This is a genomic window from Rhodococcus sp. PvP016, from assembly GCF_017832185.1.
In the GTDB taxonomy this organism is placed as follows: Bacteria; Actinomycetota; Actinomycetes; order Mycobacteriales; family Mycobacteriaceae; genus Rhodococcoides.
Genome location: NZ_JAFIBH010000001.1, coordinates 4,433,514 through 4,457,720 on the forward strand (window position 1 = coordinate 4,433,514; position 24,207 = coordinate 4,457,720).

The following is a 24,207-nucleotide window of genomic DNA, read 5'->3' on the forward strand; positions in this document are numbered from 1 at the left end:
TGACGAAGTCCTTGAAGGAGGTCACATGGTTGCCGCGCTCGGCTTCGCCACCATCATCACGTTTCTGGCCCTGACATTCACCCGCCGGGTGTCGGTGTTGGTCGCACTCGTGCTGGTGCCCATCGGTTTCGCGCTGATCGGCGGCTTCGGCGCCGACCTGGGCGACATGATCGCGGAGGGACTGATCAAGGTCGCGCCGGTCGCGATCATGATCGCGTTCGCCGTGTTGTACTTCAGCCTGATGGTCGACCAGGGGCTCTTCGACCCCGCCATCCGTCGCGTCGTGCGGTGGGCCGGAGGCAGCCCGACCAAGATCGCCGTCGGCACCGCCGTGCTCACTCTCATGGTCGCCCTCGACGGCGACGGCACCTCGACCTTCCTCATCATGGTCTCCGCGATGCTGCCGATCTATCAGCGCATCGGCATGCGTCCGCTCGCGCTCACGGGCATCATCGCCCTGTCCGCCGGCATCATGAACATCATCCCGTGGGGCGGCCCGACGGTGCGCGCCATGGCGGCCCTCGACGCGACGAGCGCCGACATCTTCACGCCCGTCATCCCGGCCATGGCTGCGGGTATCGTGTGGGTGCTGTTCTCGGCGTTCATGATCGGCCGCATGGAGAGCAAGCGGATCGGCGCTCTGACGGAGACCGTCACGCCCGTGAATGCCGGTCCCGGTACACCCCATGTCGACGACCTGCCGGTGCGTACCACCGTTCACCCGGCCGTCATGGCCTTCAACGTGGTGCTGACGCTGGTGCTGCTGGTCATCCTCCTGTTCCAGCTGGCCCCGCTGCAGGTGGCGTTCGCCATCGCCTTCGCCCTGGCCGTCCTGGTCAACAAGCCGAGGTGGTCGGCGCAGCAGGAACTGTTCGCCAAGCACGGCGGCAATGTCACGATGGTGGTCGTCATGATCCTCGCTGCGGGCGTGCTCACCGGAGTCCTCAACGGCACCGGCATGATCACCGCGATGGCGGAAACCTTCGTGTCCTGGATCCCCGACTCCTTCGGTTCCTCCATCCCCGTCATCACCGCGATCACGTCGATGCCGCTGAGCCTGGTCTTCACGCCCGACGCCTACTACTTCGGTGTGCTGCCGGTTCTCGCCGAGACCACGGCCTCGTTCGGCGGCGACCCGATGGAGACCGGCCGCGCCGCCATCCTCGGCCAGATGACCACCGGCTTCCCGCTCAGTCCGCTGACCGCAGCGACGTTCGTGCTGATCGGCATGACGAAGGTGGAACTGGGCAAGCACCAGCGCTTCATCTTCGGGTGGGCGTTCGGCACCACCCTCGTCATGACCGCCATGGCCCTGCTGACAGGAGCGATCTCGCTGTGACTCGAACCATTCGCCTCGGCGCCGGTTCCGGCTTCTCCGGCGATCGCATCGACCCGGCCGTGACCCTCGCCGATCGCGGCGACCTCGACTACCTCGTCTTCGAGTGCCTCGGGGAACGCACCGTCGCCGCGGGCAACGCGCGACGGCTCGCCGATCCCGACGCCGGGTACGACCCCCTCCTGCTCGCCCGCATCAGAGCTGTCTTGCCGCACGCGCTTCGCCGCGGAACCACCGTGATCACCAACGGTGGTGCAGCACATCCCCTTGCAGCGGCGCGGCGCATCGCAGAAATCGTCGGCGAGCGGGCTCGGGTCGCCGCCGTGACGGGCGACGACGTCCTCGACGCCGTTCGCACTCTCGATCCCCTCGTGTGGGAGACCGGCAAGGCCCTCTCCGCTCATCCCGAGAAGTTGGTGTCCGCCAACGCGTACATCGGAGCGGACGCCGTGCTTCCGGCACTGAGCGCCGGTGCCGACATCGTCGTGACGGGCAGACTCGCCGACCCGTCGCTGTACGTCGCGCCGCTCGTCCACGAGTTCGGCTGGGACCTCGACGACGCCCGCACCCTCGGTGCCGCGACCGCAGTGGGGCACCTGCTCGAGTGCGCCGGTCAACTCACGGGCGGCTACTACGCCGACCCCGTCACCAAACCGGTTCCCGGCATGGCCGACCTCGGCTTCCCGTACGCGGACGTGTCCGCCGACGCGGACGCCGTCTTCGGCAAGGTGGACGGCACGGGCGGGACCCTCACCACGCGCACGGCCACCGAGCAGCTGCTGTACGAGGTCGGCGACCCCACCGCGTACCTCACACCCGACGTCACGGCCGACTTCGGGGCGGTGGTCTTCGAGCAGGTCGGCCCCGACAGGGTGTCCCTCACCGGCGCCACCGGTCGCTCCCGACCGGACGAGCTCAAGGTGACGCTCGGGTTCCTCGACGGGTGGATCGGCGAGGGTCAGATCAGCTACGCGGGACCTCGCGCGTACGAGCGCGCCCGACTTGCCGCGGACATCGTCACGCAGCGCCTCGCCGATGTCCACGGACTCGACCCCGACGGTGTGACCGTCGAATTGATCGGTGCCGGAGCGGCTTTCCGCGGCCTCGCCTCCGATACCGCACCGACCGAGGTGCGGCTCCGCGTCACCGGGCGGGCGGGGACACGGGAGGATGCCGACGTGGTCGGGTGGGAGGTGGAGAGTCTGTACACCAACGGTCCTGCCGGTGGGGGCGGTGCACGACGGTCTCATGCGGAAGTCCTGTGCATCCGATCGACATCGCTTCCACGGCACCTGGTGCACACCGAGGTTCACCTGATGGAGGGCACCCGATGATCGTCGACGACCTGGCCGATGTTCGCACCGGGGACAAGGGCGACACCCTCATCCTCTCGGTCTTCGCGCGGAGCCGAAAGGCCTTCGAGACGCTCGAACGTGAGCTCACCCTCGAGGTGGTGGTCGCGCACTACGGCGACCGCACCACCCGAGCGCCGCGGCGCACGGCACTGGACAGCGTCTCGGCCCTCGTCTTCGAGCTGCCCGGCCAACTGGGCGGTGGGGTCACCGGATCGGCGGAGCTGGACGGGCACGGCAAGGCGTTGAGCTACCACCTGTTGGGCCTGGAGATCTGACTGCGCGGTCAGGGCGCGGGCAGCACTTGCGTGAAGAGAACCGCCCCGGTGCCGTCGCACAGGTTCACCGTCAGCGACCGTGAGTCCTTGTCGATCAGCACCTCCCCGAAGTGCTGGAAAGCGTCGAGCGGTGAGGCGTTCGGCTCCGGCGGCGCGTGCACGAACACCGCCTCCGGGCCGAAGGTTGGGTCGAGGTCGTTCGGCCCGAAGGCACCCGCGTTGAGAGGCCCGCTGACGAACTCCCAGAATTCGCGGAACTCCTGATAGGCCGCGCGCTCGGGCGAATACCGATGCGCCGCCGTGTAATGCACGTCCGCGGTGAGCCACACGGTGCCGGTGACGTCGTTCCGGTCGATCGCGGTGAGTACCTGCGCGATGTCGGTCTCCCGACCGAGCGGGGCACCGGGATCACCGTTGCCGACACCCTCCTGCGCCGTCTTCCCGTCCGGCACCACGAGTCCCAGCGGAAGGTCGTTGGCGATGATCTTCCACGTGGCGGTCGAGCGCGACAGCTCGTCGATCAGCCACCGTCGCTGCGTATCTCCGAGAATCTCCCCGGTCGGGGCGGTGTTGGCACTGTTCGCGTCCTTGTAGCTCCGCATGTCCAGGACGAAGACGTCGAGCAGTGGACCGTAGGCGATCTTCCGGTACACCCGCCCGTCGACGGCCTCGGCGGGAGCGACGGGGAGCCACTCGTGAAATGCCTGCAAGGCCCGCTGCGACAACAGGTTCACATCTTTCACGGTGTACTGCTCCAGATCGAGAATCTCACCGGGATACCAGTTGTTGACGGTCTCGTGATCGTCCCACTGCACCACCTGCGCGACCGAGGAATTGAAGCGCCGGTAGTTGTCGTCGGTGAGGTTGTACGCGTACTGCCCGCGGTACTCGTCGAGGGTCTCCGCGACCTTGGACTTGGCCTCGGACATCGTGTTCCGCCACACCCGGCCGTCGGGCAACGTGACACTCTCCTCGAGCGGACCGTCGGCATAGATGACGTCGCCGCTGTGCAGGAACAGGTCCGGTTCCCGATCGGCCATCGCTCCGAAGATGGTCATGCCGCCGATGTCCGGATTGATCCCGTAGCCCTGGCCCGCCGTGTCACCGCCCCACAGGAGGCGAATGTTCGACGGGCTGTCGGGAGCCGTGGAGAACACCCCGGTGACGGGCTCCGACGTGGCACCGTCCTCGCTCTCCAGTGTCACGCGGTAGTGCACTCGCTGTCCCGCCGGCAGACCCGTGAGGCGCAGCACGCCGGTGCCGTCGGACTGTGGTGTGAGGAGAGGTCCCCGCGTCGTCGTGACGGAGGAGAACGCGTCGGTGGCCGACGTGTCGACGACCATCGTCGCGGGCGTGTCCGACCGGGCCCAGACGAGCGCACCGTCGGCCCGGACGTCACCGCTGGCGACGCCGTGGGTCAGCGACGGACGCGCCCGCACCAGGGTGGGCCCGGTACTGCAGGCGAGCAACGGGGTGGCCGCGGCACCGAGCGCGGCGTAGCGAAACAGGGAGCGTCGCGACATCTGCATGCTCCGCACCGTGCCGCACGGACTTGAACGGGGCGTGACTCTCAGGAGGACAGCCGGGTGCCCGATCGGTCGAACTCCCAGTGCTCCACACCGTCCGCGGTCGTCACGACGATCGATGCGGCGACGTCCTGGTCACCCGGTCGCAGCCGCACGGTCACCGATGACGCCGAGCCGTGCAGAGCATCGATCACTGCGGCGACGATGTCGCGGTGGACGGTGGTGTCGGTCTCGCCTCGGTCGTCGAAGAGAAGCACGTCGACGCCCCGACTCCGAGCCTCCCGTGCGGCACTGTGCACCTCGTCGATGTCGAGGCCTTTCGCTCGGACGCTGTCGCGCAAGTGGTGCTCCAGGAGCTGACACCGAATCCGCTCCTCGTCGCTGAGCGGTTCACCCGAAGCGATGCGCGACAGCAAAGGTCGCGCGAGCACGTCGAGCCGGGTCAGCTGCGCATCACGCTCGTCGAGAACGGCTCGGGAGGCAGCCTGGTCCGCCGCTTGCCGTGTGCCCGCGAGGCGCAACCGAAAGATGTCGGCCACCGGGGTGCGAAGCGCATACGCGAAGAAACTCCCCATGAGCACCAGAGCGACGTTCGGCAACACGATGAGGAAACCGGTGAGCGGACCCTGGCCGGTGAGCGTCGACCACGTGATGGTGACAGCGAAGATCGCGACCAGACCCGCCCACGCCCACGGAGTTCGACCACGGACACAGAGGAACGTGTAGACACCGACCGCGGCGGTGGTGGGCCACGGCTGCAGCGGATTGTCGATGGGGACCGGCAAGACGAACAACACGAGCGCGGAGGCCAGCGGGCCGTACAGCGTGATGAAGGCCGTCGTACGGAAAGGCAGGGGATCACCCGGCACCCGCACCAACAGGACGACGGATGCCGCATGCAGAACGAGCGCGACTGCCACCACCGCGGGCTGCCTGATGCCGTCGAGGGTCCAGGCTGTCGAGACGATCACGCCGAGCACGTTGACGACGACCACCACCCACGCTGCCGGGCTCCGAAACCCCAGCAACGTGGTGACACCGTCGTCTTCTCGGACCGTCGTCATCCGTCGAACGTCCATCGGAGTTCGACAACGGTGCCGGACCCGGCTGCTGACCGAACGGTTGCGGAACCGCCGGGCAGTCGCCGCATGCGATCGAGGATGCTGACCCGGACGCCGAGACGGTTGGCGGGAATGTGGTCAGGATCGAACCCGGACCCGTCGTCCGCGACGATCGATGTCAGCTCGGTCGACGACACCGTGACCGTCACCGCTCGAGACGAGTGTGGGCCTGCGTGCCGGACGCTGTTCCGCAGAGCCTCGCTCAGCGCCGCACCCATGGTGCGGATCGGCTCGGCCGACAACACCCTCGCGTTCGCGACTTCTCCGACCACCTCGAGACGTGCGGAGGGGTCCACTGCGCCGGCCGCCGCGCGAAGATGCGCGACCGCCTGATCGACATCGAAGACGGTGACACCCGAATCGCTGTCTCGGAGCGCATCGAGTTCGGCCAGTGTGCCGACCGCTTGGGCGACGAGTTCCCGACTCATGGGGCCCCTCGACGCCGAGAGCAGGGTCGACATCACGTTGTCGTGGATGAGCCCGTCGAACCGCCTGCGCTCGACGGTCCGCGCCAGCATCGCCGCCGCTCCGGCGGCGCGTGCGTACGTTGCCAGCCGAGTCTCGTCGAGGATACGGCCGGTCCGGGACGCCATCACGGACGCCGCGACGAAGGTGAGACTGAAACTGAACGCGAACGCGACGTCAGCGAGAAAGGGACTCCTGTCCGGCGATTCTCGCACATGGAAGTTGATGGTCTGGACAGCCAGTGTGACCACGATCAACTGGGCGAACACCCACCGAGGACGCATGGAGACAGCCGCGCCGAGTGTGGACAACGCGGGGAACGCTGCGAACCATGTCGACTTGGCATCGGGAAGCTCGGCTCCCGTCCATCCGAAGGGCCACGTCGCAAGTCCCAGGAGATACGAGAAGGCACAGGCCGCGGCCATCGGCAGCACGTACCGCTGGGCAGTGCTGAACGAGGCGACGAGAAGAGCCAGACCCGGCCCGAAGAACGCCACGAGGGCGACCGGAGTCCACCACGCTTCCGTGACCGTGGCGACGTCCCGAATGAGCGGTATCGACACCACCGCATAGAAGAGGTACCCGGTACCGATGAATCTGCCGAACAGGGTCGCGATCTTGTCCGCCGCGCTCTCGTCGCGGTGCGCAGTCCCCGAGATCACTGCCGCCGCCGTCACGACTTCCTACGTCGACGAGGAAACGGCAACCACCCGTCCTCCAGCGCCCGCTTGTACAGATCGGTCTTGGTCGGGGCGGGCCTGCCGGCGTCGGCGTACTTGAGCCGGATCCGGCCGAGATAGTCGTTCACCGTCTCGGGTGAGATACCCATGGTCGATGCGACCCGTGTGGCGGTCTCACCGGCCGCGTAGAGCGTGAGGAGCCGTCGATGCTGCGGACTGAGATCCACCGCGGCGAGGTCGGGATCCCCGTCGATGGCCGCCGCCCAGTCGATGGTGGGCACCATCTCGCCCCGGGCTGCACTTCGCACGGCGTCCACCACCGCGTCGATCGGCTGGGACTTGCGCACCACACCGAGCACACCGGCACGGGCCGCGGAGCGCACCAAGAACGGATCCTCGCCCGAGGTGAGAACCAGCACGTCGAGACCGCGGGCTCGGATCGCTTCGACGTTGGCCACCGGCGACGACCCATCGCGCAGTCGCAGGTCGAGGATGACCAGATCGAGGTCCGTGGTCGCGTCGAACAGTTCGGCGACCGTGGGGGCGCTCGCGACGAAGTCGAGGTCGGGATGATCGGCGAGGGAGTCCCGCAACCCCCGAATGGTCAGCTCGTGATCGTCGACCATTCCGATACGCGCGCGCTCGTCCGCCACCTGACCCCCCTCAGCTACTCGGCGTCAGAGCATAACCACAGGAACGGTCTCGTTGCGCTGTCAGGTCCGGCCCCGCAACTCCTCGGCGATCGCGAGAACACCGATGCGCACCTCCTCGAAGCTGGTGCTCAGCGGGCTCAGGCCGAGCCTGATGCCGCTCGGGGCCCGGAAGTCGGGGATGACGCCGCGCGTCCACAGCCGCGCCGTCACCTCGCGGAAATCGGGGTGATCGAGCGTCACGTGCCCCCCGCGCTCGTCCGCGTTCTCCGGCGAGGCGATCTCCACACCCAGTGGCACCAGGTCCGAGCGCACCAGCTCCAGCGCGTACTCGGTGAGAGCGACCGACTTCGCGCGGATCGCCTCCATGCCGACCTCGCCGATCATGTCGAGCGTGTCCTGCATCGCGATCATGCCGAGCACCGGCGGGGTGCCGCTGATGACGCGTCGCACGCCCTCGGCCGGCACGTATCCCTGCTCCATGGCGAAGGCGTCGGCGCGGCCCATCCATCCCCACACGGGCTGCCGGAACTCGGGCAGATGCTCCGCTCGGACGTACGCGAACGCGGGCGAGCCGGGACCACCGTTCAGGTACTTGTAGGTGCAGCCGACGGCGAGATCGACGCCCCACTCGTCGAGACGGAGCGGCACGGATCCCACCGAGTGCGACAGGTCGAGCACCAGCAGAGCGCCGACATCGTGCGCGACGCGGGCGGCCGCGGGTGCGTCCGCGAGGAAGCCCGAGCGGTAGGCGACATGACTGACGAGCACGAAAGCCGTTCGCTCGCTGACGACGTCGGCGATGTCCGCAGTACGTACCCCCGACCGCCGGTCCGAGTCGATCCACACCAACGTCAGGCCGAGTTCGGACGCGATGGACTCGAGGACGTAGCGATCGGTCGGGAAGTTGTCCCTATCGAGCACCATCTCGGTTCGGTCCGGCCTCAGCGCCGCCGCCCCGCGCGCGATCTTGTAGAGCAGCACGGTGGTGGAGTCACCAATGACGGTCTGCCCGGCTGCTGCACCCAGGGCCACCCGACCGAGCTTGTCGCCCAGCGTGATCGGCAGCTCGAACCACTCCTCGTCCCACCCGCGGATCAGCCGGCCGCCCCACGCCTGCGTCATGAACGTCGAGACACGCTCGATGCTCGCCGTCGTCGGCCTGCCGAGCGAATTGCCGTCGAGATAGGACACGACGGGATCGGCATCGTCGGTGTGGAAGCGAGAGCGGTACTCGCGTAGGGGATCTCGAGCATCGAGGTCTGCTGCGGTCATGTCTGTCCGATCTCGGTGCGGGCGGCGAACAACTCGGGGAAGAACGTCAACTCGAGGGCACGCTGGAGGAAGCCGACACCACTGGAGCCGCCGGTGCCGCTCTTCTGCCCGATCGTACGGAGCACTGTGCGCATGTGTCGGAACCGCCAGAGCTGGAAGTTCTCCTCCAGGTCGACGAATTCCTCGAACGCCTCGTACGCGGCCCAGTTCTCGGTCGAGTTCTCGTAGACGTGTGTGATCAGTGGCATCAGATCGTCGTTGCGCGCGTACGGCGCGGTGACGTCTCGCCGCAGCGCGCTCTCCGGAACGTCGAGTCCTGCGCGGGCCAGGCACCGCCACAGGGCGTCGTACACACTCGGCTCGCGGTGCACCCGCGTCAGCAGTTCCGTTGCTACCGAGTCGGATTCGAAGACCGTCAGCATCGCCGCGTTCTTGTTGCCCAGCACGAACTCCACCGCGCGGTACTGCGCGGACTGGAACCCCGACGAGTTGCCGAGGAACCCGCGGAATTGCGCGTACTCGGTGGGCGTGAGCGTCGCGAGCACCGACCACTGCTCGGTCAGCGTCTTCTGGATGTGCTTGACACGAGCGACGCACTTCAGCGCGAAACCGAGGTCGTCGGCGTCGAACGCGTCACGTGCGGCGAGCAGTTCGTGCAGCACGAGCTTGAACCACAGCTCGGTGGTCTGGTGCTGGATGATGAACAGCAACTCGTCGTGATGCTCCGGAACACTCACCGGTTTCTGCGCACTGAGCAGAGTGTCGAGATCGAGGTACGCCCCGTAACTCATCCGCTCGCGGAAATCGGTGACGATGTCCTTCTCGATGGCGCGCTCGTCCATTGCTCCTCTTCCGTCGATTCCCCCGAGCCTAGGACGTAGATTCGAGGGATGAGCGCTTCCTCGGACCGGATCGACGTCGTGCTGCATCCCGAGTCGGTGCGGCACCTCGGCACAGTCGAGGAGTTGGTGCACGCAGCGCTGGACGCGCGCGGCGCCACCGGAGAGGTGCACGTGTCCGACGATCCGTCGATCGCATCGGGCGACGTCATCGTGGTGCCTGCGCCCGGAGGCCACGTCGACGCGCCGTCCGACGGCCGCTGTGTCGTCCGCGTGGACTACGGCTATGTGGCCGCGGACCTCTCCACGGGCCTGCACGCCCACATCCGCGGTCGGGGACTCGGCGGGCTCCGCTACGCCGTCGATCGGATCGTGCACCACCGTCGGCACCCGGCGAACGTCGAACGGTACGGCGCGCACCCCGAGCAGTTCGCAGAGGTGCGCGGCACCGGCGGACCCGTCGTCGCCCTGATCCACGGCGGCTACTGGCGGGCACCGTGGCGACTCGACTCGCTCGACGCCGCGGCCATCGATCTCGCCGAACGCGGCTACGTGACGTGGAACATCGAGTACCGCAGCCCCGACGAACACGGGTGGGAGACGACGACGGCGGATGTCGCCGCGGCTCTGGACCACGCCGGTGCGCGGGCCGTCCTCGGTCATTCGGCGGGAGGGCAGCTCGCGATGCGCTGGGCCGCCGATGCCCGTCCCGCACTGGCCGTGAGTCTCGCCGGAGTCCTCGACCTGCAGATCGCCGACGACCGCGGCCTGGGCGACGGCGCGGTGAGCGCTGCCCTGGGCTCCCGCTACACGGATGCTCACGTGGAGTCCTCCCCCAGAGCGCGACTGCCCCTCGGGATTCCGCAGATCGTCGTGGTCGCGGCATCGGACGATCCGAATCTGAACGACATCGGCCGCGAGTACGTGGACGCTGCGCGCCGAGCGGGCGACGACATCGATCTCGTGGAGGGACCGGGCGGGCACTTCGACGTCGTCGATCCGCGATCGGAGATCTGGCCTGCCGTCGTCGAGCGGATCGAGAAGCGACTGCCGCCGGTCTAATCGAAGAGGGCGTCCACGATCGCAGCCTTCTCGGCAGCGCTCTGCGGATGAGTCAACATCCCCTCGACCGCGAACACCACGACCTTGGTCCGCGCGGCGATCCGCTCCTCGGCGACGCCGACACGGCGCAGCTCTTCCGCGACCAGCGCATCGGCCATGGCATGGAACCCGTTGTGCCACTCGTCGATCGGTATCGACACCGCGGCGCGGGCATGCACGGTGTCCACCAGCCGGTGGTAGCGCTCGAGCTCGGTGACCACCCACGTCAGCCGTTCCTGCGGTGATGTCACCTCCAGCCCGGCGAAGCGCGTCAACGCCGTCGCCGTGATCTCGGTGAGGGCTGCGACGAGCAGTTCGTCCTTGTCGGAGAAGTACCAGTAGATGGTGTTGGGCGTGACGCCGGCGCTCTGCGCTATCCGGCTCAGCGGGGTGCCGTCGAATCCGGCGTCGACGAACAGGGCCGTCGCGGCGTCGACGATCTCGGCCCGTTTCTCTTCCCGATCCTGCGGACGTCTGTTCCGAGGCATGCGGCCACTCTATCTTGATGCGCGATCAAGACGCTGCTACGTTCTCTTGAACGTCAATCAAGAGGAGCCCGCATGCCTGACACCGTTCGCGACGACCTGTGGTTCGATTCCGGTTCCGATCGCTGCGCGATCTCGGTCCTTCGACCCGCCGAGCTCGCCGGTCCCGCTCCGATCATCGTCATGGCCCACGGTTTCGGATCGGTGCGTGCGTTGCGCCTCCCCGCCTACGCGGACCAGTTCGTCCAGGCCGGCTACATCGTCGCGCTGTTCGACTACCGGCACTTCGGCGACAGCGAAGGAACTCCACGGCAGCTGCTGGACGTGCGTAGACAGCTCGAGGACTGGCGCAACGCACTCGCCTTCGTTCGCCGACTCGACGGCGTCGACCCTGACCGCGTCGTCGCATGGGGCACCTCGTTCGGCGGTGGCCACGTCCTCACTCTGGCGGGCACGGGCGAACGACTGGCAGCGATCATCGCGCAGGTCCCGCACGTGGACGGCATCGCCGCCGTGCGGTCCGCAGGCCTGCGCCAGACCCTGCGTCTCGCACCGGCAGCCCTCTCGGACAAGGTCCGGGCACTCCTCGGCCGCGAGCCCCGCTACATCGACTCGATCGGGGCACCCGGTGCTCTCGCCGCCATGGTCTCGCCCGATGCCGCCGCGGGACGTGACCGTCTCCTCGAGGCGTCGGGACTGCGCACCGGTGACTACCCCGAGACGGTCGCCGCCCGCATCCTGCTCCACATCGGCCTGTACTCGCCGGGGAAGACCGCCGCGAACATCACGTGCCCCGCCCTCGTCCAGATCGCCACGAACGACGCCATCACTCCCACGGACATCGCGCTGCGCACCGCACGAAAGATCCCGCGCGCCACCGTGGTGACGTACGAGGGCGGACACTTCGACCCCTACGTCGAGCCGCTCTTCCCCCGGATCATCGCCGACCAGCTCGCGTTTCTCGGAGACGTCGTGCCACTCGCGCGATGACTCCGGGAGCTACTTGCGGCTGGGCGGCTGGAGAAACTTCATGGCGCCGCGCAGAACGGGCTCGGGCACCTTGTCCTTGGCCGCCATCGCCTTGTCCATCACCCTGGTGCGCGTCTCGGTTCCGCGGCCGAACGCCTTGTTGAGCGCCGAACCTTCGGCATCCATCTGTACGTGCAGCGGCGGAGCGCCGTCCTGCTGCGCGATCGCATTGCTGATGACGACGCGCTGGATCTCACTGGTGCCCTCGAAGATCGTGTACAGCTTGGCGTCGCGGTACCACTTCTCCACCGGGTGATCGGTGATGTAGCCCCACCCGCCCATCGTCTGGATCGCCCGCTCGGTGGAGGCCACCGCGACCTCGGTGGCGGCGAGCTTGGCCATCGACCCCTCGCCGCGCTCGAAGGCGACACCCGTGGCCGCCATCCAACTGGCGCGCCACGTCAACAATCGCGCCGCGTCGATCCGCATCGCAAGATCCGCCAGCGGGAACGCGATGCCCTGGTTGTCGATGATCGGCGACCCGAACGCCTCACGCTCGTTGGCGTACCTCGTCGCGTACTCCAATGACGCACGGGCGATTCCGAGTGCCTGAGCGGCCACCATCGGTCGCGTCTGCTCGAGCGCTCCGAGTGTGGCGGAGCGACCTCTGATCCCGGTCTTCTCCGCCTCGCGGGCCTTGGCCAGCTTGTGCTCGAGCTTGTCGAGGCCACCCAGGAGGTTCGCACCGGGAATGCGGACACCGTTGAATTTCAGCTCCGCAGTGTGGGAGGCGCGGCACCCCAGCTTGTCCAGCTTGCGGACGAGCTCAAGCCCCGGCGTCCCGCCCGGAACGATGAACAGCGCCTGACCCTTGTGACCAAGTTCGGGATCGACATTGGCATTGACCACATGCACGTCCGCGATGCCACCGTTGCCGATCCACATCTTGTGGCCGTCGATGATCCAGTCGTCACCGTCCTGCCGCGCGGTGGTCCGCAGGTTGCGAACGTCGCTGCCGCCCTCGGGTTCGGAGATGGCGAGCGCTGCCAACTTCAGATCGTCCGGGGTGCCGAAGCACTGCGGCGCCCACTCGAGCATCTGCTCGGGCGTCGCCGCCTGACCGATGGCCGAGAGCGCGAGCGCCGGCATCACCACCGCGAGACCGATTCCCGCACAACCCCAGAACAATTCCTCCATGAACACCGGCAGTGAGAGCCCGGTCGGATCACCGATGAGGTCGCGATAGAACAACGGAGAGTAGAAGCCTGCCCGCGCCGCCTCCTGTAGTACCGGCCACGGGAACTCCTGCTCCTTGTCGTAATGCTGCGCGACGGGTCGCACCACGTTCTCGGCGAAGTCGTGAGCACGACCGACCAACTCGTGTTGGGCCGGTGTGAGCGTCAGATCGAAAGCCATGATGTCCCCCCAGGACCGTTGTTTCGGCAGGGCATACCCCACCTCACCGAGTGTTACACGTCACTCCGTCTCATCGGGCAACGCATTCGCGAACACTTGCGCGAGGTGCTCACCGCGGCGATCCGTGAGATCGGACAGCTGGGTGCGGCAGGAGTAGCCGTCGGCCAGGATCGACGCGGTGTCCGACGCCGACTGCACAGCCGGCAGAAGTTGCTGACCGGCGATGGTGACCGAGACGTCGTAGTGCCCCTTCTCGACGCCGAAGTTACCCGCGAGACCGCAGCAACTACCGAGGCGCTGCACATGGGCACCCGCTCTCTCGAGCAGAGCCGCGTCTGCGCCCCACCCCATCACGGCGTGATGGTGACAGTGCGGCTGTGCCACCACCTCTCGGCCGTTCAAGTACGGCGGCTCCCACCCGCGCTCGGTGAGCAGTTCGGCCAGCGTGCGGGTGGCCTCTGCGACCGGCTCGGCACGCTCCTTGCCGAGCAGTTCCATTGCATCGCTTCGAAGTACACCGGTGCACGACGGTTCGATACCCACGATGGGAACACCGCCCTCCGACGCCTCGGTCAAGGCGTGCACGGTGCGTCCCAGGATGCGCTTCGCGGCGTCCAGTTGACCGGTCGAGATCCACGTGAGACCGCAACACTGCTGCTTCTCGGTCAGCCGGGGCCGATAGCCCGCCGCCTCGAGCACACGCACCGTCGCCCGGCCCACCTCGGGCGTGAAGTGATTGGTGAAGGAGTCGACGAAGAGCACGACGGGATCACCGTTGGTGGGCCGGTGCGATTCGTCGAACCACTGCCGGAACGTCCTCGGGGCGAACTCGGGTATCGAGCGGCGTGGATCGATGCCCGCCGCCCGCAGTGCCAGCGGACCCACACCCGGAAGCCGTGCCGCGGCGTTGACGGCGCGCGGCGCCCGAGCGGCGACAGCGGCCCAGCGCGGGAGCCACCCGAGCGAGTAGTGCGCCGCGGGGCGTAGTCGACGTCGGTAGCTCTGGTGCAGCACCTCCGCCTTGTACGACGCCATGTCGACACCGGTCGGACAGTCCGAGGCACATCCCTTGCAGGACAGGCACAGATCGAGGGCTTCGTGCACCTCGGGCGAGCGCCACCCGCCGGTGACATCGGTGCCGTTGATCATCTCCTGCAGTACTCGGGCGCGCCCACGGGTGGAGTCCTTCTCCTCACGAGTCGCCAGATACGACGGGCACATCACCCCGCTGGTGCCGGTGGTGTCCGCGCGGCACTTGCCGACGCCCGTGCACCGGTGCACGGCCTGACTGAAGTCGCCGCCGTCCTCGGCGTAGGCCATTGCGAGCAGCGTCCGAGGCCTTGCGGACGGGACACGCAGATCCGCATCGAGAGGTCGAGGATCGACGAGCACACCGGGATTGAGGATGCCGTCGGGATCGAAGACATGCTTGACGGCACCGAACAACGCGAGTGCGTCCGCCGAGTACATCAGCGGCAGGAGTTCACTGCGCGCACGGCCGTCCCCGTGCTCACCGGACAACGACCCGCCGTACCGCGCCACCAGCGTTGCCGCGTCGACGAGGAATCGGCGGAACACCCCTGTCCCACCGGGCTTGTCGAGCGGGAGGTCGATGCGCACGTGCAGGCACCCGTCACCGAAGTGCCCGTACGGCAGACCGGTCACCCCGTACTGCGTCATGAGCTCGTCGAAGTCGCGCAGGTATCGGCCCAGCGATGCCGGTGGTACCGCCGCGTCCTCCCACCCGGCGTGTGCCGGCAACCCCGCGGGACTGCGCCCGGCGAGTCCGGCTCCGTCTGCTCGGATCTGCCACAACCGAGCCGTGCGTTCCGCGTCGGTGACCACCAGGGAGTCGACCGCTCCGCAGCCGCGTGCGACCGCGTCGGCACGCTGCATGGCCTGCTCGCGGGTATCGCCGACGACCTCGACGAACAGCCACGCCGCGCCGCTGGGAAGAGGCGGAACCGCATGGGGTCCGCGGCGCTCACGGACGACGTCGACGATGCGCGAATCGATGCCCTCGCAGGCGGTGGGTGCGAACGTCAGGACGGTGGGTGCGGCGTCACCGGCCGTGGCGATGTCCGAATACCCGAGAACGATGAGGATGCGGAACGCCGGCTCCGTCACCAGGTCGACGGTGGCGCGCGTGGTGACCGCGAGCGTGCCCTCACTGCCCACCAGCATTCGGCGAACGTCGAACCGGTTCTCCGGCAACAGGTTCTCCAACGCGTAGCCGGAGACCTGGCGGCCGAATGTGCCGAATTCCGTTCTGACGGTGCCGAGTCCGCCGGCGACGATCTGCCGCAGCGCGTCGAGAGTCGGAGACGTGGTGTCCCTCGGCAGGTGCAACTGCTCCCCGCTGCCCGTCACCACGTCGAGCGCGGACACGTTGTCGGAGGTACGGCCGTAGCCGAGGGTGCGCGAGCCGCACGCATTGTTCCCGATCATGCCGCCGACGGTGCAGCGCGTGAAGGTGGACGGGTCGGGGCCGAACCGCAGCCCGTGCTGCGCCGCTGCCTTCTGCACCACCGACTGGACGGCCCCGGGTTCGACCGTCGCGGTGCGTGCCTCGGGGTCGACGTGGAGCACCCGGTTCAGGTGCCGACTGACGTCGAGCACCACCCCGGTACCCACCGCGTTGCCGGCCACGGACGTGCCGCCGCCTCGCGTGGTGAGCGGAACCCCGATCTCGCGGCACACCGCGACCGCCGCCGAGATGTCCTCGGCGCGACGGGGCCGAGCGACGACGAGCGGGTGCACGCGGTAGAGGGATGCGTCCGACGAATAGGCGGCGCGGGTCGTGCCATCGGTGAGCACATCGTCGAGGCCCGCGCGGCGCAGTGCGCGGGCGCAGTCCTCGGCGGAGATCACGGTGTCGACGCTACCGGGCGGGGTGTGGAGTTGGCGGTGCAGTCGTGCAGCAGTGCGCACGGGGCGTGGCCGGCGCGCAGTGGCGGTAGGTGCGCGGATGGCGGTGCTAGCGGATCCGCGCCGCTTCCAGACACCCGCGCCGGTTGCAGCGCACGCGGCTGACCAGAACCCGTGCGGATCGGGACGCTGCGTCGGTCGGTGCCGTAGACGCGTAGTCCGTGGCCGGCGTGCAGTGGCGGGGGGTGCGCGGATGGCGGTGCTAGCGGATCCGCGCCGCTTCCAGACACCCGCGCCGGTTGCAGCGCACGCAGCTGACCAGAACTCGCTCGGATAGTCGTGGGAACCGCCGGGCCGCTGACCGCGTCCAAGTTCGAGTGCGATGGATTCGAGGTGGAGTGGCTGTGGCTGCGCTCGTGTTGTGCGGCGCCTGCTCCCCTGGCGTTTCGGGCGAACCCGTCGCGGAGTTGTGGGATCCGTGCACCATTCCGAGTGACGCTCTCACGGAGGCCGGGGTGAACCCGGAGATCGTCGACTCGGGTCAAGTCGATCAGGGAAACGATGAGTGGCGGTTCTGCTCGTTCCGGCAGGACTGGTTCGTCTTGACCATTTCGTCGACGACCAACGCGGTATCAGAGTTCCGCGGAGACAGTCGATCCGTGAACGCAGAAGATATCGATGTCGGCGGGCGCCCAGCGCTCAGCTTCCAGCAACTGCCGGGAACGCTCGACGAGGCTTGCCACATCGCGTACGCGTCTACCGCAGGGGCAATCGAGTTCGCCGTGAGAAACGCGGGTGATCCATCAACCGTCGGCGACTACTGCGCGGAAGCCACACGCATTTCAGGCGCTCTCGAGAGCGCGACACCACCATGACGGGGGCACCGTGACAGGGTTGAACGAGCTCGACATAACCACAGAGGCCGCAGAGCGATGTGCCCGTGCGTGCGCAGAATTCGCCGAAGGCATCACCGCGGTGAGGTCGACCATCCAAGTGCAGGACTTCGCACAAGGCTTCGGCACCCTCCCCTCCGGCCTGGCGCTGGCGCGCAAGTACTCCGAGCTCGCGGTGGGTGGGCCGGGGTCCTTGTCGACGATGCTCCAGGCGCACATCGCGATCGCGTCGTCGCTCGCCGACACCTTCACCGAGATGGGTCGGAACTACGAGTCCATCGACAGCGAAGCGGCACAGAGCATCACGCCGAAGTAGCCGTCACTTCAGCGCATCGAGATCCGTCTTCAACAGCATCACGTTGTAGTCGGACCAGCGCGAGGCAGTGAAGTACAGGTCGCGCCCACTCGACTTCGGGTGGATGTACGGCGCGTAGACACCGCCGATGGTCTCCGCACGCCCGAGCAGAGTTTTCATCGGGCTCCACGGTCCCTGCGGATCCGTGGCGGTGCGGGCGACGATCGAGCCCTGGTTCTCGTCGCCGTAGAGCATCACGTACTTCTTCAGGTACGCGTTCCACGAGACGCTGAGCTCGCTCACCGGTTCGTCGACGACCTTCTTGGAATCAGCGACATTCGTCGACCACGGTCGCGCGACATCACCGGTGGAGTACTCGTACTTCGTCAGGTCGAGGATGTCCGCCGGCTGCACACGGGCGAGGAAGGCTGCACCGAAACGGCCGTTGGGCGTTCCGAACTGGTAGAGCCACCCGTCGGGACCCTTGGCGTAGGCATTCATCTGGAATCGGCCGTTGGCCTCGTTGACCTGAGCGACACCGGGAATCGTGACGCCCTTGTTGACGCGAATGGTCATCGGGTCCGTCGTCCAGCTCTGCCCGTTGTCCCTCGACGTCGCGATGGCCGAGAAGTTGGTGACCCACCGGCCGGGCGCTCCCCAACTCTGCACAGACATGTAGTTCAGGTACTGCACGCCGTCGATGGCGATGGCGGCCGTCGGGATGGTGGTCACCTCGATCTCCGGCAACCGCAGCGTCGGGACGATCTGTTCGGCATAGCGAGGCGTCGCCGGCAGGACGATGGAACCCGACGCACTGTCGCCAGGCACGGCGTCGGGAACGGTGATGCCGTCGGAGAGATTGTCGTCGCTGGACCGCAGCAGCAGGTTGTTGCGCCACTGCTGCCCGTTCACCGAGCAGTTACCGAAGGAGTCACCGAACGCCATGAGGGTCTGACCAGTGCCGTTGTCCCAGCTGATGCCGAGATCGGTACCCGAGATGCCGAAACGGTCGTAGGTGTTGTTGGCGCTGAGGGGTCCGGTCACCCATCCGACGGACTGCGTGTTCCCACTCCGGATCGGGGCGAGCGGCTGCTGAGTCCCGCGCGGGTTGCTGCCCCCGCCGCCACTCGAGCCGCTGCTCCCGAAGAAGCTGCCCAGCAGGGACGAGCCGGGGCCACCGAGACCACCGCACGGTTCCGCGGACGCGACCGGTGCCGACAGCACACCCAGACCGCTGGCCACCAACGTCAGCGCGGCCCCCACCGCGATCTGCCGACTTCGTGCTCGCATACTCCGACCCCCACCGATCGACTGTGTGACTCACGTGACTCATGTGACTGATGTGGTGAGTGTTGCCGAAAAGTGGGCATGCCGCAACAACAGCACGTGTCGGTACTTGACAAACGAGAATTACACGGTGGGGATTTCAACACCACCGAATGAGGGCGGCCGGTGCGCCCCCGACGGACGCACCGGCCACGAGGCCCACGTCGGTCCGCGGACTCCAGTCCAGTGTGCCCCTCGGACCGGACGGTATGCCGAGTCCTGAGTCACACGCGCTTCGCGTGCACGCTGTCGAGCGCCAGGAGAGCCGCACCCTGCACGACGACGGCGGCACCGTGCCCGGACGACTGCTCCGGCGTCACCCTCCCGCCGAAGGTGGGCCGGTGGTACAGGAGATGTGCACCCAGAGCGACGTAGACGACGTCGAGTCCGGTGTTGATCCACAACGTCTTCCGCAGCTTGTCGGCCGTCACCTCGGTGGACCGGGCCGCCCCGATCCCGGCGATGGCGAGGTCGATGGCGCCCCAGCCCGCGGTCTGGATACCGAAGGCACGGACGGCGGGAGACCCGCCGCCCAGCGCTGCGGCGGCACCGACTGCGACACTGCCGCCGCCCCACCAGAGAAGCCGTCGACCGAGATCCTTCGCGACACGCTGTGCTGACGTCATGGACACCAGTGTGCCCACTCGAGCGGTCAGACGATGCCGGTCTCGTGCAGGGTGCGCACCTCGTCGTCGCTGAGACCGAGCTCGGCGAGCACGGTGTCGGTGTCGGCACCGTGGGGGCGACCGGTGTGGCGGATGCTGCCGGGACTCTCCCCCATGCGCCACATGACGTTCTGCATGCGCACCGGCCCGAGCTCGTCGTCCTCGACAGTGGTGACCATCTCGATGGCATTGACCTGCGGATCGTCGAGCAACTCGCTCGGCTTGTAGACGGGGGCGACCGCCGCGCCGGCCTCCTCGAACGCCGCGATCACCTCGTCGCGCGTGCGCTCGGCGATCCACCCACCGACGTATCCGTCGAGCAGGTCGGCGTGGGCCGCGCGCTGACGGCCGGTGGCGAACCACGGCTCGTCGAGTACCTCGGGGTGACCGACGAGGCGGAGAACGCGCTCGGCGATGGAGTTGGCACTGGTGGAGATGGCCAGCCAGTGCTGGTCCTTGGTCCGATAGAGATTGCGGGGCGCATTGTTGCTCGACCGGTTACCGGTGCGCTCCTGGTCGATGCCCAACTGGTCGGCGTAGATGATGCCGGGCCCGACCGCCGTCATGATGGGGCTCAGCAGATCGAGATCGATCTGCTGGCCTTTACCCGTCTTCGTCCGGTGCAGCAGGGCCATCGAGACCGCCGACGATCCCGCGATGCCGGCCAGCGAATCCGCCAGACCGAAGGCGGGAAGCGTCGGCGGCCCGTCGGCCGAGCCGGTGAGGTGGGCGAACCCGCTCATCGACTCGACCAGGGTGCCGAACGCCGGCCTCGTCGAATAGGGCCCGGTCTGACCGAAACCGGTGACACGCAACAGGATCAGACCCGGATTGATCTCGGACAGCACGTCGTAGCCGAGGCCCCACTTCTCGAAGGTGCCCGGCCGGAAGTTCTCCACCACCACGTCGGCGTCCGCGACGAGCTTGCGGAAGACGTCGGCACCCTCGGGCTTACCGAGGTTCAGCGTCATGCCGCGCTTGTTGCGGCTGACCATCGTCCACCACAACGGGTGCCCGTCCTTGTCCAGACCGTGCCCGCGCATCCCGTCCGGCTTGGTGGGGTGCTCGATCTTGATGACGTCGGCACCGAAATCGCCGAGGATCTGGGCGACCAGCGGGCCGGCGAGGATGGTGGACGCGTCGAGAACGCGAATCCCCTCCAGGGGCCCGGTCACTTGTAGGGCCTGTGCAGGTAACGGCCGGTCGGCTCCCCCGCGACAGCGCCGTTGTCGAGAACACGGTGACCACGCACGAACGTGTCGGTGACCTTCGCGCCGAGTTCGAAGCCCTCGAAGGGGGTGTATTCCTGCGTGGACTCGGAGTCCTCGGGACGCACCGTCCAGGTGTGATCGGGATCGACCAGTGCCAGGTCGGCGTCCATGCCGACGGCGATCTCGCCCTTGCCCGGAAGTCCGTAGCGACGAGCGGGATTGAGCGAGGTGAGCTCCGCGATGCGGCGCCAGCTGAGTCCGCGCTTGCGGCCCTCGCTGACCAGTCCCGGCAGCAGGTACTCGGCGCCGCCGAATCCCGACTTGGCCGCGAAGATGTCGCCACGATCCTCGGCGAACTTCTTCTCGTCCTTGCAGCACGCGTGATCGCTGACCACCCAGTCGATGTCGCCGCCGAGCAGGTGCTCCCACAGGGCCTCGACGTCGTCGCGCGGACGCAGCGGCGGGTTGACCTTGCCGCCCAGACCGTAGGCGGTGTCGATGTCGGCGAGCAGGTGACCGATGGTCACCTCGCGACGGAAGTTCACGTGCGGGAACGCCTTCGCCATCCGCATCGCGGCGGTGAGAGCCTTGCGGGAGGAGAGGTGCAGCAGGTTGATGTTGGGCAGCTGCGTCTCGTCGGCGAGGAACGACGCGATCGTGACCGCGAGCCCCTCGGAGTGCGGCGGACGCGAGGCGCTGTACGCCGCGAGGCCGGTGAGCGTTCCCTCCTCCTCGACGAGCTTGGTGTAGGCGCTCATGATCTCGGCGGTCTCGCAGTGCAGCGAGAGCGAGATGTGATCGGCCTTGTCACCGAGCTGCTCCCGTGCGGCCTGGATGCCGCGCATGACGAACTCGAAGTGCGCGAGGTCGTAGCGCTCACCCTCCGGCGTCATGAGGAATTCGCTCTGGTCGGCGGAGCGCCCGTGCAGACCGTGGCTGCCGTAGAACATGAAGATCTTGAACGACGTCACACCGTGATCGGTGATGAGCGAGGGGATCTCGGCGATGTGCTCCTTCGACATCGGCGCTAGGTGGTACGCGTAGTCGACGAACGGCTTGCCCTCGGTGGCCTCGAGCACCGTCGGGAACACGTCGGCGTAGGAGCCGCCGGTGTTCATGTAGTACTGACCGGTGCGCATGTAGGACAGCGAGGTGGTGACACCGCCCTGCACGCAGGCCCTGGACTCGGTGTAGGCGTCCTCGCCCAGCGGGTTGTAGATGCCCCAGTGCTGGTGCGCGTCCACCACACCGGGGAAGGCGACCTTGCCGGCAGCGTCGACGACGGTGTCGGCGCTCGACGGATCGATCCCCGCCTCGATGCGGGTGAACTTCCCGTCCTCGATCAGCAGGTCGAGGAACTCGCCGTCCTCGGGGTGGTCGGTTCCGGGTCGCACGACACGGGCATTGGTGATCAGAAGCTTCGTCATGACAATCCTTCTCTAGTGATGAGTACCGGCCACGACATCTGCGGCCAGATAAGCGAGTCCGAGTGCGGGCAGCAGTCCGTTGCCGGCGAGGTACCCCGCGGCGCCGTGGCCCGAGATGCCCATCGCGGCGCCGCCGGAGGCGAACAGTCCCTCGATCGCGGTGCCGTCGGGCCGCAGGACCCGAGCGTTCCCGTCGACGACGAGACCGCCCTGGGTGTGGAAGAGCGCAGGGACGATGCGGATCGCGGCGTAGGGGCCGACGAGTTCGTGCTCGAACGAGGTGCGCCCGTGCGGGTCCGACTCCTCACCCCGCGCGAACCTCTCGACCGCCGCGAGTTCGTCGACGACCACATCGGCAGGGAGCCCCAGCGTGTCGGCCAGCTCGGCAGGCGTGTCCGCCCACACGACGGCACCCGAATCGACCGTCTGACGAAAGTCGTTGAACGACAGGCACTTGTCGTGGATGTCGCGGTCGATGACGATGACGCCCTCGGACTGCGGGCGGGCCGCGAGATGGGCGGCGTACTCGGAGTAGCCCGTCGTCTCGTCGCCGAAGCGTCGCCCCGTGAGGTCGAGGACGACGCCGCCGTGCATGACGGTGGCCCACCCGACCAGGGTCGACGCCTTCTTCGACAGCGCCGCATGCCCCTGGTACGCATCGAGATACGCGGTCGCGGCACCGAGACGGTCACCGATGGTGAGCGCATCTCCGCGAGAGTGCTCGCTGCCGTGGTAGCGAGCCTGCGCGATCTCGGGGACGTGGGCGGCGACCCGCTCGTGGTCACCGCCGTACCCGTTGGTTGCCAACAGGACCGCGTCGGTGGGAATCGTCTCGGTCGACCCGTCGGGGAGCGTGATGACCGCGGCGGTGACGCGACCGTCGTCGACGCGGACGTCGGTCAGCCGGGCCGGTGCCAGCACGTCGATGCGCGGCTCCGCCGTCACCGCCCGCACCAGGTGCTCGAGCAACACGCTGCCGTGCCGACCCTCGACGGTGTGGCAGCGCAGTGCCGAGTGACCGGGGTAGGCGAAATCGGTGACCAGTGACAGCGGCACGTCGAGGTGATCTGCCATCCATTCGACGAGAGGCGCGCTGACCCGAGCAAGGGCTCCGGCGAGCTCCGCGTCGGCCGTGCCCTTCGTCTTACGGAGCACGTCCTCGACGAACGTCTCCGGGGAGTCCTCGATGCCCGCCTCGCGCTGCCAGCGAGACCCCGCACCGGGGATCATGGCCGTCGACATCGCGGTGTTGTTGCCGCGCTTGAAGTGGTCGCTGGCCTCGACGACCAGCACGTCCAGTCCGCGCTCGGCAGCACGCAGCGCGGCGATCAGTCCACCGCCGGCACCGGCGACGACCAGATCGGGTCCGTCCGCGCTCATGAGGCGATCTCCAACTCGTCGCGCAGCGCCAGCAGGCGCAGGGCGGTGGCCGTGGGGTCCACGACCAGCGGTGTGGTCCGGGGACCGGTGAGGTCGACCGCCGAGCACGCGTTGATGGCCACCGAGCACGTGAGCGCACGAGCGTGGACAGTGACCGCGTCGGCCCAGGCCCGCGAGTCCGCGATGTCGTCGAACGACAGGTCCATGACGACGGTCGGCTCGGCGGCGATGCCGTAGCCCGCCACCCGGCGATCGAGCTCGGCCGCGATGGCGGCATTGCGCGCGAGGGCGCCGAGGCGGTGGCCCTGCGAGGCGTAGAACGACGCGGTGAGCCGGGTCAGTCCGTACAGGGGACGCTCGAAGGAGTCGGCCTCCTCCGCACACGGATCGAGCACGCAGTCGGGCAGGTACCCGTCGAACTCGTCCGGATCGGACGCGCGGAAGGCGGCAGCCAGTGCCACTTCGGACGCTCGGACGTCGGTCTCGGTGTCCAACGCGCGCGGAGCATCGGGACCGATGTTGCGCAGGACGACGGACACGCCCGCGGGGCTCAGTGCGTCGTACCGCTCCTGACGTCGCCGGAACTCGGCGAAGTCGACATGGATGGGGGTGTATGCGAGCAATCGCACGGGGAAACTCCTGACGAGAG

General features: G+C 67.9%; 22 protein-coding genes. 7 read left to right on the forward strand and 15 right to left on the reverse strand.

The features are described 5' to 3' along the window. The first annotated feature begins 25 nt into the window (after positions 1 to 25). Genes JOE30_RS20785 through JOE30_RS20795 form a run of 3 tightly spaced genes read left to right on the forward strand, consistent with a single transcriptional unit; the run spans position 26 to position 2,966 of the window. On the forward strand, positions 26 to 1,339 hold the full coding sequence (locus tag JOE30_RS20785) for a CitMHS family transporter (RefSeq protein WP_204868829.1): 1,314 nt from the start codon (positions 26 to 28) through the stop codon (positions 1,337 to 1,339). Then, entirely contained in the window at positions 1,336 to 2,670 is a 1,335-nt protein-coding gene (locus tag JOE30_RS20790) for an acyclic terpene utilization AtuA family protein (protein WP_307806275.1), read from the forward strand. The genes JOE30_RS20785 and JOE30_RS20790 overlap by 4 nt, the downstream gene beginning before the upstream one ends. After that, complete coding sequence (locus JOE30_RS20795; RefSeq protein WP_204868830.1) at positions 2,667 to 2,966, forward strand: hypothetical protein; 300 nt, start codon at positions 2,667 to 2,669, stop codon at positions 2,964 to 2,966. The genes JOE30_RS20790 and JOE30_RS20795 overlap by 4 nt, the downstream gene beginning before the upstream one ends. An 8-nt stretch (positions 2,967 to 2,974) precedes the next feature. Here JOE30_RS20795 and JOE30_RS20800 read toward each other — a convergent pair whose 3' ends face one another. From JOE30_RS20800 to JOE30_RS20825, 6 genes are all read right to left on the reverse strand, one after another. Next, a complete protein-coding gene (locus tag JOE30_RS20800) occupies positions 2,975 to 4,495 on the reverse strand; it encodes an alkaline phosphatase (RefSeq protein WP_204868831.1) in 1,521 nt (506 codons plus the stop codon). A 41-nt stretch (positions 4,496 to 4,536) separates the two neighbouring features. Next, the gene (locus JOE30_RS20805) at positions 4,537 to 5,556 is read right to left on the reverse strand and encodes a hypothetical protein (RefSeq protein ID WP_204868832.1); all 1,020 of its coding nucleotides are present in this window, start codon (positions 5,554 to 5,556) and stop codon (positions 4,537 to 4,539) included. Beyond that, positions 5,553 to 6,755 carry an ATP-binding protein gene (locus JOE30_RS21755; protein ID WP_204868833.1) on the reverse strand — a complete coding sequence of 401 codons (1,203 nt, stop codon included), beginning with the start codon at positions 6,753 to 6,755 and terminating at the stop codon, positions 5,553 to 5,555. Before JOE30_RS21755 ends, JOE30_RS20805 begins: the two co-directional genes overlap by 4 nt. Next, a complete protein-coding gene (locus JOE30_RS20815) occupies positions 6,752 to 7,384 on the reverse strand; it encodes a response regulator transcription factor (protein ID WP_204870621.1) in 633 nt (210 codons plus the stop codon). Before JOE30_RS20815 ends, JOE30_RS21755 begins: the two co-directional genes overlap by 4 nt. 87 nt (positions 7,385 to 7,471) lie before the next feature. Beyond that, positions 7,472 to 8,683 (reverse strand): kynureninase, encoded by a 1,212-nt coding sequence (kynU, locus tag JOE30_RS20820; protein ID WP_204868834.1) that lies wholly within the window; start codon positions 8,681 to 8,683, stop codon positions 7,472 to 7,474. Then, entirely contained in the window at positions 8,680 to 9,525 is an 846-nt protein-coding gene (locus tag JOE30_RS20825) for a tryptophan 2,3-dioxygenase (protein ID WP_204868835.1), read from the reverse strand. Before JOE30_RS20825 ends, kynU begins: the two co-directional genes overlap by 4 nt. 48 nt (positions 9,526 to 9,573) lie before the next feature. On the opposite strand from JOE30_RS20825, the gene JOE30_RS20830 reads away from it, so the two are divergent. After that, a complete protein-coding gene (locus tag JOE30_RS20830) occupies positions 9,574 to 10,584 on the forward strand; it encodes an alpha/beta hydrolase (RefSeq protein WP_204868836.1) in 1,011 nt (336 codons plus the stop codon). Here JOE30_RS20830 and JOE30_RS20835 read toward each other — a convergent pair. Next, positions 10,581 to 11,111 (reverse strand): TetR/AcrR family transcriptional regulator, encoded by a 531-nt coding sequence (locus tag JOE30_RS20835; RefSeq protein WP_204868837.1) that lies wholly within the window; start codon positions 11,109 to 11,111, stop codon positions 10,581 to 10,583. The genes JOE30_RS20830 and JOE30_RS20835 overlap by 4 nt on opposite strands. A gap of 72 nt (positions 11,112 to 11,183) precedes the next feature. Here JOE30_RS20835 and JOE30_RS20840 point away from each other — a divergent pair, with 72 nt between their 5' ends. After that, positions 11,184 to 12,098, forward strand: a complete 915-nt coding sequence (locus JOE30_RS20840; protein WP_204868838.1) for an alpha/beta hydrolase — start codon at positions 11,184 to 11,186, stop codon at positions 12,096 to 12,098. A gap of 9 nt (positions 12,099 to 12,107) precedes the next feature. Here the strand turns inward: JOE30_RS20840 and JOE30_RS20845 are convergent, their stop codons facing one another. Both JOE30_RS20845 and JOE30_RS20850 read right to left on the reverse strand, forming a co-directional pair. Further along, on the reverse strand, positions 12,108 to 13,493 hold the full coding sequence (locus JOE30_RS20845) for an acyl-CoA dehydrogenase family protein (protein ID WP_204868839.1): 1,386 nt from the start codon (positions 13,491 to 13,493) through the stop codon (positions 12,108 to 12,110). Positions 13,494 to 13,553: 60 nt separating this feature from the next. Continuing rightward, positions 13,554 to 16,364 carry an FAD-binding and (Fe-S)-binding domain-containing protein gene (locus tag JOE30_RS20850; protein WP_204868840.1) on the reverse strand — a complete coding sequence of 937 codons (2,811 nt, stop codon included), beginning with the start codon at positions 16,362 to 16,364 and terminating at the stop codon, positions 13,554 to 13,556. Positions 16,365 to 16,777: 413 nt separating this feature from the next. Here JOE30_RS20850 and JOE30_RS20855 point away from each other — a divergent pair, with 413 nt between their 5' ends. Then, positions 16,778 to 17,236, forward strand: a complete 459-nt coding sequence (locus tag JOE30_RS20855) for a DUF3558 family protein (protein ID WP_307806316.1) — start codon at positions 16,778 to 16,780, stop codon at positions 17,234 to 17,236. 100 nt (positions 17,237 to 17,336) lie between these two features. Then, positions 17,337 to 17,570, forward strand: coding sequence for a hypothetical protein (locus tag JOE30_RS20860; protein ID WP_204868842.1), 234 nt, complete (start codon positions 17,337 to 17,339; stop codon positions 17,568 to 17,570). Positions 17,571 to 17,573: 3 nt separating this feature from the next. Here the strand turns inward: JOE30_RS20860 and JOE30_RS20865 are convergent, their stop codons facing one another. The 6 genes from JOE30_RS20865 to JOE30_RS20890 all read right to left on the reverse strand — a co-directional run bounded on the left by JOE30_RS20865 (position 17,574) and on the right by JOE30_RS20890 (position 24,187). Then, the gene (locus JOE30_RS20865) at positions 17,574 to 18,839 is read right to left on the reverse strand and encodes a DUF4185 domain-containing protein (protein WP_204868843.1); all 1,266 of its coding nucleotides are present in this window, start codon (positions 18,837 to 18,839) and stop codon (positions 17,574 to 17,576) included. Between the two features lie 260 nt (positions 18,840 to 19,099). Continuing rightward, positions 19,100 to 19,501: a hypothetical protein gene (locus JOE30_RS20870; RefSeq protein ID WP_204868844.1), complete on the reverse strand. Its 402-nt coding sequence runs from the start codon at positions 19,499 to 19,501 to the stop codon at positions 19,100 to 19,102. 26 nt (positions 19,502 to 19,527) lie between these two features. Next, on the reverse strand, positions 19,528 to 20,715 hold the full coding sequence (locus tag JOE30_RS20875) for a CaiB/BaiF CoA-transferase family protein (RefSeq protein WP_204868845.1): 1,188 nt from the start codon (positions 20,713 to 20,715) through the stop codon (positions 19,528 to 19,530). Next, on the reverse strand, positions 20,712 to 22,178 hold the full coding sequence (locus tag JOE30_RS20880; protein ID WP_204868846.1) for a dihydroorotase family protein: 1,467 nt from the start codon (positions 22,176 to 22,178) through the stop codon (positions 20,712 to 20,714). The genes JOE30_RS20875 and JOE30_RS20880 overlap by 4 nt, the downstream gene beginning before the upstream one ends. Before the next feature lie 12 nt (positions 22,179 to 22,190). Next, entirely contained in the window at positions 22,191 to 23,558 is a 1,368-nt protein-coding gene (locus tag JOE30_RS20885; protein WP_204868847.1) for an FAD-binding protein, read from the reverse strand. Further along, on the reverse strand, positions 23,555 to 24,187 hold the full coding sequence (locus JOE30_RS20890; protein WP_204868848.1) for a hydantoin racemase: 633 nt from the start codon (positions 24,185 to 24,187) through the stop codon (positions 23,555 to 23,557). The genes JOE30_RS20885 and JOE30_RS20890 overlap by 4 nt, the downstream gene beginning before the upstream one ends. Positions 24,188 to 24,207 lie beyond the last annotated feature (20 nt).